This window comes from Anoxybacteroides tepidamans, assembly GCF_014201465.1.
GTDB classification, from domain to species: domain Bacteria; phylum Bacillota; class Bacilli; order Bacillales; family Anoxybacillaceae; genus Anoxybacteroides; species Anoxybacteroides tepidamans.
Genome location: NZ_JACHEP010000021.1, coordinates 1 through 14,446, shown reverse-complemented (window position 1 = coordinate 14,446; position 14,446 = coordinate 1). Strand labels below are relative to the sequence as shown.

General features: G+C 41.8%; 20 protein-coding genes and 1 pseudogene. 19 read left to right on the top strand and 2 right to left on the bottom strand.

All coding sequences use genetic code 11. The features are described 5' to 3' along the window. Positions 1-9 precede the first annotated feature (9 nt). The 18 genes and pseudogenes from HNQ34_RS13865 (at position 10) to HNQ34_RS13780 (ending at position 11,497) form a co-directional block, all read left to right on the top strand. On the top strand, positions 10-660 hold the full coding sequence (locus HNQ34_RS13865; RefSeq protein WP_183255653.1) for an adenylate kinase: 651 nt from the start codon (positions 10-12) through the stop codon (positions 658-660). Then, on the top strand, positions 660-1,406 hold the full coding sequence (gene map, locus HNQ34_RS13860; RefSeq protein ID WP_183255651.1) for a type I methionyl aminopeptidase: 747 nt from the start codon (positions 660-662) through the stop codon (positions 1,404-1,406). The genes HNQ34_RS13865 and map overlap by 1 nt, the downstream gene beginning before the upstream one ends. 15 nt (positions 1,407-1,421) lie before the next feature. Next, complete coding sequence (locus HNQ34_RS13855; protein ID WP_183255649.1) at positions 1,422-1,754, top strand: KOW domain-containing RNA-binding protein; 333 nt, start codon at positions 1,422-1,424, stop codon at positions 1,752-1,754. Beyond that, positions 1,732-1,950 (top strand): translation initiation factor IF-1, encoded by a 219-nt coding sequence (gene infA, locus HNQ34_RS13850; protein ID WP_003178377.1) that lies wholly within the window; start codon positions 1,732-1,734, stop codon positions 1,948-1,950. The genes HNQ34_RS13855 and infA overlap by 23 nt, the downstream gene beginning before the upstream one ends. Positions 1,951-1,983: 33 nt before the next feature. After that, positions 1,984-2,097 (top strand): 50S ribosomal protein L36, encoded by a 114-nt coding sequence (rpmJ, locus tag HNQ34_RS13845; protein ID WP_000868344.1) that lies wholly within the window; start codon positions 1,984-1,986, stop codon positions 2,095-2,097. A 22-nt stretch (positions 2,098-2,119) separates the two neighbouring features. Further along, positions 2,120-2,485 carry a 30S ribosomal protein S13 gene (rpsM, locus tag HNQ34_RS13840; protein WP_044895215.1) on the top strand — a complete coding sequence of 122 codons (366 nt, stop codon included), beginning with the start codon at positions 2,120-2,122 and terminating at the stop codon, positions 2,483-2,485. Positions 2,486-2,510: 25 nt separating this feature from the next. Continuing rightward, positions 2,511-2,900, top strand: coding sequence for a 30S ribosomal protein S11 (gene rpsK / locus HNQ34_RS13835; RefSeq protein WP_003397692.1), 390 nt, complete (start codon positions 2,511-2,513; stop codon positions 2,898-2,900). A 170-nt stretch (positions 2,901-3,070) separates the two neighbouring features. Continuing rightward, positions 3,071-4,015 (top strand): annotated as a pseudogene (locus tag HNQ34_RS13830) (DNA-directed RNA polymerase subunit alpha). 62 nt (positions 4,016-4,077) lie between these two features. Continuing rightward, positions 4,078-4,440 carry a 50S ribosomal protein L17 gene (gene rplQ, locus HNQ34_RS13825; RefSeq protein WP_183255647.1) on the top strand — a complete coding sequence of 121 codons (363 nt, stop codon included), beginning with the start codon at positions 4,078-4,080 and terminating at the stop codon, positions 4,438-4,440. A 369-nt stretch (positions 4,441-4,809) separates the two neighbouring features. Then, a complete protein-coding gene (locus HNQ34_RS13820; RefSeq protein WP_183255645.1) occupies positions 4,810-5,649 on the top strand; it encodes an energy-coupling factor ABC transporter ATP-binding protein in 840 nt (279 codons plus the stop codon). Then, positions 5,625-6,491: an energy-coupling factor ABC transporter ATP-binding protein gene (locus tag HNQ34_RS13815; RefSeq protein WP_183255643.1), complete on the top strand. Its 867-nt coding sequence runs from the start codon at positions 5,625-5,627 to the stop codon at positions 6,489-6,491. The genes HNQ34_RS13820 and HNQ34_RS13815 overlap by 25 nt, the downstream gene beginning before the upstream one ends. Beyond that, positions 6,488-7,282: an energy-coupling factor transporter transmembrane component T family protein gene (locus HNQ34_RS13810; protein ID WP_183255641.1), complete on the top strand. Its 795-nt coding sequence runs from the start codon at positions 6,488-6,490 to the stop codon at positions 7,280-7,282. Before HNQ34_RS13815 ends, HNQ34_RS13810 begins: the two co-directional genes overlap by 4 nt. A 13-nt stretch (positions 7,283-7,295) precedes the next feature. Continuing rightward, a complete protein-coding gene (gene truA, locus HNQ34_RS13805; RefSeq protein WP_183255639.1) occupies positions 7,296-8,039 on the top strand; it encodes a tRNA pseudouridine(38-40) synthase TruA in 744 nt (247 codons plus the stop codon). Between the two features lie 150 nt (positions 8,040-8,189). Further along, positions 8,190-8,627: a 50S ribosomal protein L13 gene (gene rplM / locus HNQ34_RS13800; protein WP_183255637.1), complete on the top strand. Its 438-nt coding sequence runs from the start codon at positions 8,190-8,192 to the stop codon at positions 8,625-8,627. 21 nt (positions 8,628-8,648) lie between these two features. Continuing rightward, positions 8,649-9,041: a 30S ribosomal protein S9 gene (gene rpsI, locus HNQ34_RS13795; RefSeq protein WP_183255635.1), complete on the top strand. Its 393-nt coding sequence runs from the start codon at positions 8,649-8,651 to the stop codon at positions 9,039-9,041. A gap of 119 nt (positions 9,042-9,160) precedes the next feature. Next, positions 9,161-9,601, top strand: coding sequence for a DUF2521 family protein (locus HNQ34_RS13790; RefSeq protein ID WP_183255633.1), 441 nt, complete (start codon positions 9,161-9,163; stop codon positions 9,599-9,601). A gap of 66 nt (positions 9,602-9,667) precedes the next feature. Continuing rightward, complete coding sequence (gene cwlD, locus HNQ34_RS13785; protein WP_183255632.1) at positions 9,668-10,375, top strand: N-acetylmuramoyl-L-alanine amidase CwlD; 708 nt, start codon at positions 9,668-9,670, stop codon at positions 10,373-10,375. A 105-nt stretch (positions 10,376-10,480) separates the two neighbouring features. Further along, positions 10,481-11,497, top strand: coding sequence for an Mrp/NBP35 family ATP-binding protein (locus tag HNQ34_RS13780; RefSeq protein WP_183255631.1), 1,017 nt, complete (start codon positions 10,481-10,483; stop codon positions 11,495-11,497). A gap of 180 nt (positions 11,498-11,677) precedes the next feature. On the opposite strand, the gene gerD is transcribed toward HNQ34_RS13780, so the two are convergent. Then, entirely contained in the window at positions 11,678-12,301 is a 624-nt protein-coding gene (gene gerD / locus HNQ34_RS13775; protein WP_183255630.1) for a spore germination lipoprotein GerD, read from the bottom strand. A 374-nt stretch (positions 12,302-12,675) separates the two neighbouring features. Here gerD and HNQ34_RS13770 point away from each other — a divergent pair, with 374 nt between their 5' ends. Beyond that, positions 12,676-13,275 carry a KinB-signaling pathway activation protein gene (locus tag HNQ34_RS13770; RefSeq protein ID WP_183255629.1) on the top strand — a complete coding sequence of 200 codons (600 nt, stop codon included), beginning with the start codon at positions 12,676-12,678 and terminating at the stop codon, positions 13,273-13,275. Positions 13,276-13,313: 38 nt separating this feature from the next. Here HNQ34_RS13770 and pdaB read toward each other — a convergent pair whose 3' ends face one another. Continuing rightward, the gene (pdaB, locus tag HNQ34_RS13765; protein ID WP_183255627.1) at positions 13,314-14,075 is read right to left on the bottom strand and encodes a polysaccharide deacetylase family sporulation protein PdaB; all 762 of its coding nucleotides are present in this window, start codon (positions 14,073-14,075) and stop codon (positions 13,314-13,316) included. Between the last annotated feature and the right edge of the window lie 371 nt (positions 14,076-14,446).

Genomic DNA, 14,446 nt, shown 5'->3' with positions numbered 1-14,446 from the left:
GGAACTATCATGAATTTAGTTTTAATGGGGTTGCCGGGTGCTGGAAAAGGTACTCAAGCAGAAAAAATTGTAGAGAAATATGGGATTCCTCATATTTCGACTGGCGACATGTTCCGTGCGGCCATTAAAGAAGGGACAGCGTTAGGATTGCAGGCTAAGGCGTATATGGACCGCGGCGATCTTGTACCAGATGAAGTGACGATCGGCATTGTTCGTGAACGCTTAAGCAAAGACGATTGCCAAAAAGGATTTTTGCTTGATGGGTTTCCACGAACAGTAGCCCAAGCAGAAGCGCTAGAAAACATTCTAGCTGAGCTCGATCGTTCTATCGACTATGTCATTAATATTGAGGTTGATAAAGGTATTTTAATGGAACGTTTAACAGGAAGACGTATTTGCAAAGAATGCGGTGCGACGTACCATCTCGTATTTAACCCACCAGCTAAACCGGGTGTTTGCGATAAATGCGGTGGTGAGTTGTATCAACGCGCTGATGATAACGAAGAAACGGTGGCGAACCGTTTGGAAGTTAACATGAAACAAACGCAACCGTTGCTCGATTTTTATCGTACGAAAGGGTATTTGCGCAATATTAACGGGCAACAAGAAATCGAGCAAGTATTTGCGGATATTTGCGAATTGCTTGGGGGCTTAAAATAATGATCATTTGCAAAACCCCGCGTGAAATTGACATTATGCGTGAAGCTGGGCGAATCGTCGCTTTGACTCACCAAGAATTGCAAAAACATATTAAGCCGGGAATTACAACAAAAGAGCTAGATCATATTGCGGAAACTGTGATTCGCCAACATGGGGCAATTCCTTCCTTTAAAGGATATAACGGGTTTCCGGGCAGCATCTGTGCTTCGGTGAATGAGGAATTGGTTCACGGCATTCCGGGCGACCGCGTCTTAAAGGAAGGCGATATCATTAGCATTGATATCGGAGCCCAATACAATGGGTATCACGCGGATTCAGCTTGGACGTATCCGGTCGGCGAAATTGCCGAGGAAACGAAAAAACTTCTTGAAGTAACGGAACAATCGTTATATAAAGGAATACAGGAAGCAAAACCAGGCGTCCGCTTATCGAACATTTCTCACGCGATTCAAACATATGTTGAAGCGTACAATTTTTCCATCGTGCGTGAGTATGTCGGGCATGGAATTGGTCAAAACTTACATGAAGACCCGCAAATTCCACATTATGGTCCTCCGAATAAAGGACCGCGGTTAAAACCAGGCATGGTGTTGTGCATTGAACCGATGGTCAACGCGGGGAGCCGTTATGTAAGGACGCTTGAAGATGACTGGACAGTCGTAACAGTAGACGGAAAAATGTGTGCTCATTTCGAGCATACAATCGCCATTACAGAGACCGGCTATGAGATTTTAACTACCCTCTAATCGAAGGTGAGGTCATTGCATATAGGCTCACCATGTCAAGTCGGACAAATTGTATTAATCACACATGGTCGTGAAGCAGGGCAATATGCTGTCGTCGTTGGAATCGTGGATGAGCGATTTGTTTTGCTTGCTGATGGAAGTAGGCGGAAGTTTGACGTTCCAAAACGGAAAAATGTCCAGCACATCAAAGTGTTTGACTATATTTCCTTGGAAGTTCAAAACAGCATTATTGAAACTGGTCGTGTGACAAACGGCAAATTGCGTTATGCATTAACGAAATTTGTCAACGAATATGTTACTGATTCGAAGAAGGGAGAGCCGATCCATGGCGAAGGACGATGTAATTGAAGTGGAAGGAACAGTTGTTGAAACATTGCCCAATGCGATGTTTAAAGTGGAACTTGAAAATGGTCATACGGTGTTAGCGCACGTTTCTGGTAAAATTCGCATGCATTTTATTCGTATTTTACCTGGAGATAAAGTTACGGTAGAATTATCTCCGTACGATTTAACTCGCGGTAGAATTACGTATCGTTATAAATAATGAGCACTCCGCATGAATAAGGAGGTAAAGATCATGAAAGTCAGACCATCAGTGAAACCAATCTGCGAAAAATGCAAAGTCATTCGTAGACGCGGAAAAGTTATGGTTATTTGTGAAAACCCAAAACATAAACAAAAACAAGGGTAATTTTTAAGGAGGTGTACAAATAATGGCACGTATTGCAGGTGTAGATATTCCTCGTGACAAACGTGTAGTGATTTCTTTAACATATATTTACGGTATCGGTAAACCAACTGCACAAAAAATTTTAGCAGAAGCAGGTGTTTCGGAAGACACTCGTGTTCGTGATTTAACAGAAGAAGAATTAGGAAAAATCCGCGAAATCGTTGACCGTTTGAAAGTAGAAGGGGATCTTCGTCGTGAAGTATCTTTAAACATCAAGCGCCTTATGGAAATTGGTTGCTATCGTGGTCTTCGTCATCGTCGTGGCTTACCAGTTCGCGGTCAAAATACGAAAAACAATGCTCGCACGCGTAAAGGCCCACGCCGTACAGTAGCGAACAAGAAAAAATAATTAAGCAAAGGAGGTACATGAACGAATGGCACGTAAAACAAATACGCGTAAACGTCGTGTGAAAAAAAATATTGAATCCGGTATTGCTCATATTCGTTCTACATTCAACAACACAATCGTGACGATTACTGATGTTCATGGCAATGCAATCTCTTGGTCAAGTGCTGGTGCATTAGGTTTCAAAGGTTCTCGTAAATCGACTCCATTCGCTGCACAAATGGCTGCAGAAGCAGCTGCAAAAGCTTCGATGGAGCATGGTATGAAAACTGTTGAAGTAAACGTAAAAGGTCCAGGTGCTGGTCGTGAGGCTGCAATCCGTGCACTTCAAGCTGCAGGATTGGAAATTACAGCAATTAAAGACGTTACTCCTGTTCCGCATAATGGATGCCGTCCGCCAAAACGTCGCCGTGTTTAATTTCTCTGTATAGATTTTGTATCCTTGTCAATAATGGGATATGATATGGTTTTTGGCAGAGAAATTTTACTCAGCTACTGCGCACATTCGGGAACTGATTCATGGGGGAATTTCGATTAGGCGTGTATCGTTTGGTCGGGGTTTCGACGTTTTGAAGGAGGGTATATATCATGATCGAAATCGAAAAGCCAAAAATCGAGACGGTTGAAATCAGCGAAGATGCCAAATATGGCAAATACGTCGTTGAACCACTTGAGCGAGGATAAGGAACAACTTTGGGAAACTCCTTACGTCGTATCCTATTATAATCACTCCCTGGTGCCGCTGTGACATCTATTCAAATAGATGGTGTACTGCATGAGTTCTCAACAATTGAAGGCGTCGTAGAAGATGTGACAGCAATTATTTTAAACGTGAAAAAGCTTGCGTTAAAAATTTACTCTGACGAAGAAAAGACGCTTGAAATTGATGTACAGGGTGAAGGAGTTGTCACGGCTGCTGATATTACTCACGACAGCGATGTTGAAATATTGAATCCGGACCTTCATATTGCTACGCTAGCTGAAGGCGGCCACCTTCGCATGAGAATGACGGCAAAACGTGGACGTGGGTATGCTCCAGCTGATGCCAATAAACGCGAGGATCAGCCAATAGGTGTTATCCCTATCGATTCGATTTATACACCGGTATCGCGCGTAGCTTATCAAGTGGAAAATACTCGTGTCGGCCAAGTCACGAACTATGACAAGTTAACGCTTGATGTATGGACAGATGGAAGTATTGGTCCAAAAGAAGCAGTTTCTCTTGGTGCGAAAATTTTAACAGAGCACTTAAACATTTTTGTTGGTCTTACAGATGAAGCGCAAAACGCGGAAATCATGGTTGAAAAAGAAGAAGACCAAAAAGAAAAAGTGCTCGAAATGACGATCGAAGAACTCGATCTGTCTGTCCGTTCCTACAACTGCTTAAAACGCGCGGGAATTAATACCGTCCAAGAACTTGCACAAAAAACGGAAGAAGATATGATGAAAGTGCGTAACCTAGGCCGAAAATCCTTGGAGGAAGTAAAAGCGAAACTTGAGGAGTTAGGGTTAGGCTTACGCAAAGATGACTAGTTAACGTGTGATTAACTAGGCATTTTCATGTTACAAGTCATTCAAAAAAGGAGGGACATCTCATGTCATACAGAAAATTAGGACGTACTAGCGCTCAACGCAAAGCGTTGCTTCGCGATTTAGCTACGGATTTAATTATTAACGAGCGTATTGAAACGACAGAAGCTCGCGCAAAAGAATTGCGTTCGGTCGTTGAAAAAATGATTACTTTAGGAAAACGCGGTGACTTGCATGCTCGTCGTCAAGCAGCTGCGTTTATCCGTAAAGAGGTAGCCAACACGGAAACAGGCCAAGATGCGATTCAAAAATTGTTCAGCGATATTGCTCCACGTTACCAAGATCGTCAAGGCGGCTATACGCGCATTATGAAGCTTGGTCCGCGTCGCGGCGATGGCGCACCAATGGTTGTTATTGAACTCGTTTAAAGTGATTCGGTTGATTAACAAGGGCGAGACAGTTTGTTTCAAACTGGATCTATGCCCTTTTTTTATTTCCCTTTCTACTGCTTGTATAGTAGAGTTAGAAGTAGAGTATATAAATGCCATTTGGAACTTTAACGTTTTCGTCTTTTAGGGAGTAATCGGTATGTTTCGACTGTCGGGTGACCGAACAACACCGCTTCCAGACAAATGAATTTGTCGGTGAAGCGGTTGGTTGTTCGGTCCTCTGTCACGCGAAGGCCAATCACAGACTTGCCTCCGACAGTCAAAAAAATAGGGAGTCTACTTTTTCGTCCGCCATAAGTTAAACCTCCCCGTTGTATTTATATAGTATAGAGGAAAGGAAGAGAATGGGTGAAGGAACTCGCGTTATCGGTGAAAAATTTGTCCTTTCAATACCCGAATCAACCGAAGGAATCGGTTCGCAACGTCACTTTTCAAGTTCGCAAAGGCGAATGGGTGGCGCTTGTTGGACATAACGGTTCTGGCAAGTCAACGGTGGCGAAACTGTTAATGGGTTTATTAAAAGCAAAAAGCGGCGTGATCAAAATATTTGATACTATATTAAATGAGGAAACGATATGGGATATTCGCAAGCGCATGGGCATTGTTTTTCAAAATCCAGATAATCAGTTTGTCGGTACGACCGTTCAAGACGATGTCGCTTTTGGCTTGGAAAACAATGGGGTTCCCCGCGAGCAAATGATCGAGCGGGTAAGAGCAGCCATTCAGCAAGTCGGAATGGAGGAATTTTTATTAAAAGAACCTCACTACCTTTCAGGTGGGCAAAAACAGCGGGTAGCGATCGCCGGAATTATTGCGTTGCAGCCGGATCTCATTATTTTAGACGAAGCGACATCAATGCTTGACCCAAAAGGAAGACGTGAAGTGCTTGAAGCTATATATAACTTAAATATCAAGCAAAATATGACAGTGATTTCGATTACCCACGATTTAGAAGAAGTAGTGAAAGCGGACAAAGTTATCGTAATGAACGAAGGTGAAGTGATAGCTGAAGGGACGCCGCTACAAATTTTTTCGCTTGGCGAGAAGTTAGAGGAAATTAGATTAGATCTTCCGTTTGTGATGAAAGTAAGAAACGAATTGAAAAAGGTAGGTTTTCCCCTTCAGTTAAACAGTGTAACATTAGAGGAGTTGGTGGATGAGTTATGGACATTATATTTGAACAAGTAGAACATATTTATCATGCCAACTCGCCGTTTGCACAAAGGGCGCTATATGATGTCGATTTATCGATCGCAAGTGGCACTTATGTCGCTATTATTGGCCATACAGGATCCGGAAAATCGACATTATTGCAACATTTAAACGGACTGTTACAGCCGACAAATGGAACGGTAATGATCGGGGAACACACGATTACCAAGGCGATAAAACCGAAACAGTTAAAGCCGCTGCGTCGCAAAGTGGGCATTGTTTTTCAATTTCCTGAACATCAGCTGTTTGAAGAAACGGTGGAGAAAGATGTTTGCTTTGGGCCACTTAATTTTGGCGTTCCAGAGGAAGAAGCGAAAAAAAAAGCAAAAGAGGCTCTTTCATTAGTAGGACTTCCTGAGGAGGTTTTAAATCAATCTCCCTTTGATTTAAGCGGGGGACAAATGCGTCGTGTTGCGATTGCGGGGATACTGGCGATGGAACCAGATGTCATTGTCTTAGATGAGCCGACAGCAGGGTTGGATCCTCGGGGTCGAAAAGAGATGATGGAGATGTTTGCCCGTCTCCATCGCGAGAAAAAACTGACAACGATTTTAGTTACTCACAGCATGGAAGATGCGGCGAAATATGCGGATCATCTCATCGTGATGCATAAAGGAACGGTGTGGAAAACAGGGACGCCGCAGCAAATTTTCCATGATCCCGACGCTCTTCTGCAGCTCGGTTTAGATGTGCCAGAAACAGTGTTGTTGAAGCGAAAGCTTGAAGAAAAAATTGGAAGAGAAATTCCTTCGCCATGCTTAACGATCGATCAATTGGTAGACGGGATTAAAAAGCTGTTTTCTGGAGGGAATCCATGATGAATATGATGATAGGAAGATATGTGCCGGGAAATTCTGTTATTCATCGCATGGATCCCCGTGCTAAGCTATTGCTTGTTTTTATGTATGTAGGGATCGTTTTTTTAGCCAACAATAGTGCGACTTATGCTGTTTTGACCATTTTTACGCTTGTGCTTCTTCTTTTATTACAAGTTCCGTTTTCATTTGTGATAAAGGGATTGAGGCCGATTCTTTGGATTGTACTTTTTACGTTTTTGTTGCATGTTTTCATGACTAAAGAAGGGGCTGTGCTTTATCAAATCGGGGAGCTTACGATTTATGAAGGTGGTATAAGACAAGGAATATTTATTTCGCTCCGCTTTCTTTTATTCATTTTGATTACTACATGGTTAACGATTTCTACAACACCGGTTGAAGTAACGGATGCGGTTGAGAGTTTGTTCGGTCCGTTGAAGCGGTTTCGTGTTCCTGTTCATGAACTGGCATTGATGATGTCGATTTCGCTTCGCTTTATTCCAACGTTAATGGAAGAAACGGAGAAAATCATGAAAGCACAGGCCGCTCGAGGCGTCGATTTTTACGGCGGGCCTCTCGGAGAACGAATCAAAGCGATGATATCTTTACTCGTCCCTTTATTTATTCACTCGTTTAAGCGGGCGGAAGAGCTGGCAATAGCGATGGAGGCGCGAGGATATCGCGGCGGGGAAGGAAGAACGAAATATCGTTTATTAACGTGGAGATGGTTCGATACGTGCTTGCTTGTTTCCGTTTTGGCAGTAGCGATTCTTTTGTTTTTACTACGATCGTAATGGGGAATGAAACATGAAACGATTTAAATGCATCATTTCTTATGATGGCACGCACTTTGCTGGATACCAAATTCAACCAAATAAGCGAACGGTGCAAGGCGAGCTGGAACGTGTCTTGGCCAACATGCATAAAGGGGAAGCGATCCGTATTATTGCTTCCGGGAGAACAGACGCAGGGGTTCATGCGTATGGACAAGTGATTCATTTTGATTCTCCATTACACCTTCCAACAGACGGATGGAAAAAAGCATTAAATGCGATGTTGCCAGATGATATTGCGATACGGGAAATACAAGAAGTCGATGCTTCGTTTCACGCACGATTCAGCGCGGTTGCCAAAGAATACCGTTATAAAATCAGGACGGCGGTCGAGCGCGACGTATTTTCGCGCCATTATGTTTATCATTTTCCGTATCCGCTCGACTATGACGCGATCAAACAAGCATTGCAGCTAGTCAAAGGAACGCATGATTTCACAAGTTTTTGTTCCGCAAAAACGGAAATTGAAGACCGAGTGCGGACGATTTATGAAGCAAATCTTCTTTTTACCGATGATGGAGTTGAGTTTCAATGGATCGGCGACGGCTTTTTGTATAATATGGTACGAATTCTTGTCGGTACGATGCTTGAAATCGGCCAAGGAAAAAGAAAATGGGACTGCATCCCTTCTATTTTGGAAGGAAAAGATCGACGTCTTGCAGGAAAAACGGCACCGCCTCATGGATTATATTTATGGAAGGTAGCTTATGACAACTAATCCTAGTGTAACATTTTCTTGACATTGGTATTGGAAAGAGATATCATATCATATGGTATGTATTTTAAAACCACGATTAGCCCCGGAAAATAATCGTGTTGAAATAAATATATAACGTTTCGTTCATTTTTTATTTTAGGAGGGAAAATCATGCGTACAACTTATATGGCGAAGCCAAACGAAGTAGAACGTAAATGGTACGTTGTCGACGCTGAAGGTAAAACGTTAGGGCGTCTTGCTAGCGAAGTAGCGGCAATTTTACGCGGTAAACATAAACCAACTTATACACCACACGTGGACACTGGTGATCATGTCATCATCATTAATGCAGAAAAAATTGAATTGACCGGCAAAAAATTGACAGACAAATTATACTATCGCCACAGCTTGCATCCAGGCGGATTAAAAGTAAGAACAGCGCTTGAAATGCGCACAAACTACCCGGAACAAATGCTTGAAAGAGCGGTCCGCGGCATGCTTCCAAAAGGTCGCCTTGGCCGTCAAATGTTCAAAAAATTACATGTTTACAGAGGAAGCGAACATCCACATCAAGCACAAAAACCAGAAGTTTACGAACTTCGCGGATAATCGATTAAGGAGGGTATTATTTTGGCACAGGTACAATATTACGGCACAGGCCGTCGCAAAAGTTCTGTTGCACGTGTACGCTTAGTTCCTGGTGACGGACGCATTGTCATCAATCATCGCGATATTCGAGACTACATTCCATCTCAAGCATTAATTGAAGTTGTCAAACAACCGCTCGTATTAACAGAAACATTAGGAAGCTACGATGTATTAGTGAACGTACATGGTGGTGGCTTCTCCGGCCAAGCTGGCGCGATTCGCCACGGTATTGCGCGCGCATTATTAGAAGTAGATCCGGAGTATCGTCAAACGTTAAAACGTGCAGGCTTATTAACTCGCGATGCCCGCATGAAAGAACGTAAGAAATACGGTCTTAAAGGTGCACGTCGCGCACCACAATTCTCAAAACGTTAATATTATGCTCGGAAAATCCCGGCTGTTATGGCTGGGATTTTTGTTTTGATGGCGGCCGTTTTTCGCGCATGTTTGGAATAAAACGTAAGAAACTACATTCCAAAGGAGCGTGAAAACAAATGACTGTGATTACATCTTTTAAAGAAAAGAAAAAGGAAAAAGAAATCAACTATGAACGAAAGATGCTGCGAGAGTTGTCGCTAAAAAAAATACAAAAGCAAGCATATAGATATTTTCGCCCTTTTTATCCCGCTTATCGTGTATTTCCTTCAATGATTGAAGATGGGTGTATCGATATGGCGATAGAGGCATATTTACTTGGTGCAAGCTATAGTCGGTTCGGTTATTACGGGGAACCGTTAGAAATGGTGAAAAAGCGTTCAGCGCAGGAAGAAAAATATTTGATGGATGCGTTGTTCGACTTTTTATATTTTTGGGGTGATCTTAACGATATGCGAATTGGTGAATTGTTGTATGATACTTGCGAACGTTATATTACCTATTGGTGGATAGAAGGATTTGAAAAAGGAAAAAAACGTTGGCGTTTAAAACTTCATTAAAAAGGTTCTACTTTCTCCTCTTGTCCCATATAAGATAAATAAGGGGAAAACGCAGGAGGAGAAGCAATGAAAATAAAACTATGGGGTGCAATAATTGGCTTCGTTCTACTCATCGTTTTTTTTCAATACATTTTTGCCAATACAAGTTCCACGAAATCGTGGAATCTTCCTCTTTCAGGAAGGATTATTATTTTAGATCCTGGGCATGGCGGGCCTGATGGCGGGGCGGTCGGCGGGGATGTGTTAGAAAAGGAAGTAGCGTTGAATGTAGTTGTGAAGCTGCGCGATTATTTGCAGCAGCAAGGTGCGCTCGTCCTGTTAACGCGCGAAGATGACAGCGACTTGGCGGCAAAAGATACAAAAGGGTATAGCCGGCGAAAAGTGGAAGATTTAAAAAAGCGCGTCCAACTGATCAATGAATCGGAGGCGGATTTGTTTATTAGCATTCATCTGAACGCTATTCCGTCGCCAAGATGGCGTGGGGCGCAAACTTTTTATTATGGGTCTCTGATTGAAAATGAGCGGCTCGCCAAATTTATTCAGGCTGAACTGCGCCGTAATTTAGAAAATACCGATCGCTCGGCGAAAATCATCAATACCGTCTACTTATTGAAATATGCCAAAAAACCGGGTGCGCTTGTCGAAATCGGCTTTTTATCGAATCCAGAAGAACGTAAACTGCTCGCTTCCGATCATTACCAAACTCAGCTTGCTGCTTCTATTTACAAAGGAGTGCTGCGTTATTTTTCAAACGAAAAAAACCCTCCTGACTAAGGAGGATTTTATTTTTCCTGTGATGGCGAACATTCACGATCAATAGCTATATATGGTATAGTAAAAATATGAAAACGAATACATATAAGGGATTGGTGATGAATAATGTTAACGGAAAAAGATGTACAAACGCTGTTGGAAAACATACAAGACCCGTTTTTAAATAAACCGTTTAAAGAAACGAATGCGATTCAAGAAATCAAAATTAAGGAAGAAAAGGGGCACATAAGCGTGAAAATTGCGTTGGCGAAAACGGGGACGGCTGAACAGCTGCAAGTGCAAACAGCTGTTGTCCAAACGTTAAAAAATGCTGGGGCGGCATCGGTCGGGTTACGTTTTGCTCAGCTACCAGATGAGGAAATCGCTAAACATCGCGGTGAGGAAAAACAAACGACGTATATTGCCATCGCCAGCGGCAAGGGGGGAGTTGGAAAATCGACGGTTTCGGTGAACCTCGCTGTTTCGCTTGCGCGTCTTGGGAAAAAAGTAGGGCTAGTGGATGCGGATATTTATGGGTTTAGTATCCCGGATATGATGGGAATTGTCGAGCGTCCTGTTGTGCGTGGCGAAAAAATCATTCCGGTAGAACGATTCGGGGTAAAAGTGATTTCGATGGGCTTTTTCGTCGAAGATAATGCACCGGTCATTTGGCGCGGCCCGATGTTAGGAAAAATGCTCAATAACTTTTTCAAAGAAGTGGAATGGGGCGAATTGGATTACATATTGTTAGACTTGCCTCCGGGAACAGGAGATGTTGCCTTAGATGTTCATACGATGCTTCCTTCCTGTAAAGAAATTATTGTGACGACGCCGCATCCAACTGCAGCGTTTGTTGCGGCACGAGCGGGAGCAATGGCGCTTCGCACAGAGCATGAAGTGATTGGTGTCATTGAGAATATGTCTTATTTTGAAAGTAAGCTGACGGGTGAAAAAGAATATGTTTTTGGCAGAGGAGGCGGCGAGAAGCTGGCAAAAGAGTTGCAAACAGAACTTTTAGGGCAATTGCCGCTCCAACAGCCAGACTGGAATGAAGAAGATTTCGCTCCGTCAGTATATGGAGAAGATCATCCAATTGGGGAAATTTACATGAACATCGCTCGAAAAGTAGTGGAGAAATGTTAATCAATTAGTAAAAAAAGGAGCTATTTGTCAAAAGATAGCTCCTTGTTGTCTATATAAGTTGCAATAAAGAATTTCCGATTTTTCGTTTTTGTTTTCCTCTCAACACAAGCTCATATGATATAACGTGGTGAGTGATCAGCTGGATGTAACATAAAATTTCAACTTATAGATACGTTAACATCATTGAGTTTTTCCTTGTTGTTGATCGCCTCCGCTGTCTTCTCCTCCTCCGCTTTCTGTCGCGCCTTGTTTTTTTGTCCCTTGCATGTTTTCCGCTGCCTTAATTAAAAGGTCTTGAATTTTTGCTTTGAATAATGGACTATCGAACGTTTCTGTCATCACTTTTTGGAGATGTCCACGGAACTCTTTGCTTTTTAAAACAGTTAGCAATGCTTTTTCCATTTCAGGATTTTGCAAAACATCTATCATCATTCCTTGATATTCAGGGTCTTTCATTAGAGCTTTGATTGTTTTTTCTTGTTCAGCTTTTAAACTTTTCGCAAAGCTTTCTGTAAATTTCGGATCTTCAAATGCTTTTTTCCAAAATTCCATCCCTTTTTTAGACGTTAAAATCTGCTCAATCGTTTGTTTAACAACCGTTTGATCCATAATTAATTGTTGTTTTATTTTATCTTCTGTCATGACATCTTGAATCGCTTTTTTTCCTTCATCTGTTTTTAAAATATCAACAACCATTTTCTTTGTTTGGTCATAATCAGGTGGAGCTGGACTACTTTCTTGCGGAGCGCAAGAACCGAGAATAACGAAACAGCTAAATAAGAGGAGCAATGTCCAGTTTTTCATGTATCGATAAGCTCCTTTCTGCAAAAGTTCCTTATCCTTAATATGAATTTCCGGCAAAAAAATATACGCTTGACTCATTAATAAGCTGGCGTTTTTAAAAGACGGCTGATAAAATTTTAAAGGAATAAGAACACGAGTGTTGATTATCCATTATTTTACTTGAAAGTATGGCTGAACATAAGCTTTTCTGCCACATTCCTCGAACAGGAACGCCAGCGGGCTCACTTCTTTGCCCGCAAAGCGTCCATTGTTCGAGGAGGGCAAGCAATTCGCTTGCCGACTCCGGCAGAAAAGCTAGGAATAGATTCATGTAAACTGGTTTTTATTGGTTAATCAACACGCCTAGAATAAGAAAGATAATGGGGGTTTCGGGTGTGAACAGCCGCAAATGGGTTCGTTTATTTTTGACAACGTTAGCAATCGGCGGGGTAACGACGGCGATTACGGGAATGGTGATTCGATGGAGTGAATACAAAAAACTTTTCGTTCCGTTGCAGGCAGGAGAACTTTTCGCGGTATTAGTATGGTTTATCGGATTTGGTTTTATTTTCAGCGTCATTAGCCAAATGGGCTTTTTTGCTTATTTAACCGTTCATCGGTTCGGACTCGGGATTTTTCGTTCTGTTTCCCTTTGGAATTCGGTCCAACTTGTGCTCATTTCCTTTGTGTTGTTTGATTTAGTCTATTTCCGCTATCAAGTATTTGCGGAAAAAGGCGAATCGATCGTAAGCTACATATTGGTCGCATTGTTCATCTTGTTAGTAGGACTAGTTGTTGCTTTTATGAAGAAAAGAAAAACGAATAAAGAAGCGTTTGTTCCGGCGCTGTTTTTTATGACGGTTGTTACGGTGATTGAGTGGTTTCCGGCTTTACGAATTAACGATGAATATTGGTTATATTTAATGTTGATTCCGTTGCTAGTATGTAATGCGTATCAGCTTCTCATTTTGCATAAATTAACAGGGACGAAATAACGATAGGGGAGGCCCCACAAAACAGAGAGGCCTCTTTCTTAATTTATTTCTTTATTTAAAGTTTCACCATTTTCAATAAGTTCCGAAATGTTGACATTGCGATAACCGTTTTGCCTCATCGTTTGAATAATTTGCGGCAATGCTTTCACCGTTTGTTTAGCCGAGTCGGAAGCGTGGAGCAAAATAATATCTCCCGCCTCCATCTCGCGAACGACGTTATTTATAATGGCGTTAACTCCGGGATTTAGCCAATCTTTTGAATCGATGCTCCAATGAATAACGGTATAGCCTAGCGAATCAGCAATTTTTAAAACTTTTGGATTGAAATTTCCACCCGGCGGCCGAAGTAAAGTAACTTTTTTAATGCCCAGTGTATCAAACACTTTTTCCGCTTGCATTAAATCGCGTCTTATTTTTGCATCTTCGAGCTGTGTATAGTCTGTGTAGTTATACCCCATGCTCCCGATTTCGTGCCCGTCTTCCTTAATTCGTGTGACGATTTGCGGGTGTTGTTCCGCCCAAGATGCAGATAGAAAAAAGGTCGCGTTTTTAATCCCGTTTTTCTTTAATTCATTTAGAATCGGTAATGCATTTTCGTCTCCCCAACTAATATCAAACGTTAAGGCGATTTCGTGTTTACTTTTTTTCGCTTTATAAATCGCTTTGGGGCCATTTGGTGTTGAAAATGCAGGCTGATACGTTTTTTGTACATATAAAATAAACGCAGTAAAAAATGCTGCAAACATAATAATAAGCCCCTTTTTTAAAGAACGGCCGTTTAAGGCGTAGAAAAAACGCAATATTTCCACCTCCTTTTGTCCGATGGGGTGTTTTTATGAACATCTTATGCTTGTCATATGGAATTATGAAGCCTTTTTATCGCAGTGTCCGTTTATCAAGCTTTGTTGTTTGCAGAAACTTGCTGGAATAGCAATAGCAAAATAACGCACGAAAGATGTTGACAAAAAACGAAGATAGTGTTAAATTAATAGACGTCGTTGGGAAATTTAAATGAAATTTTTATTGACAAGATTATGTTTGTCGTGCTAGTATAAAAAAGCCGTCGATCAGACAGCATGTTCTTTGAAAACTGAACAAAACGAAGCGTCCTCGTCGATTGAATGACGAGTAATTGATATGAGTATGGAATAAAACTTTCAATGGAGAGTTT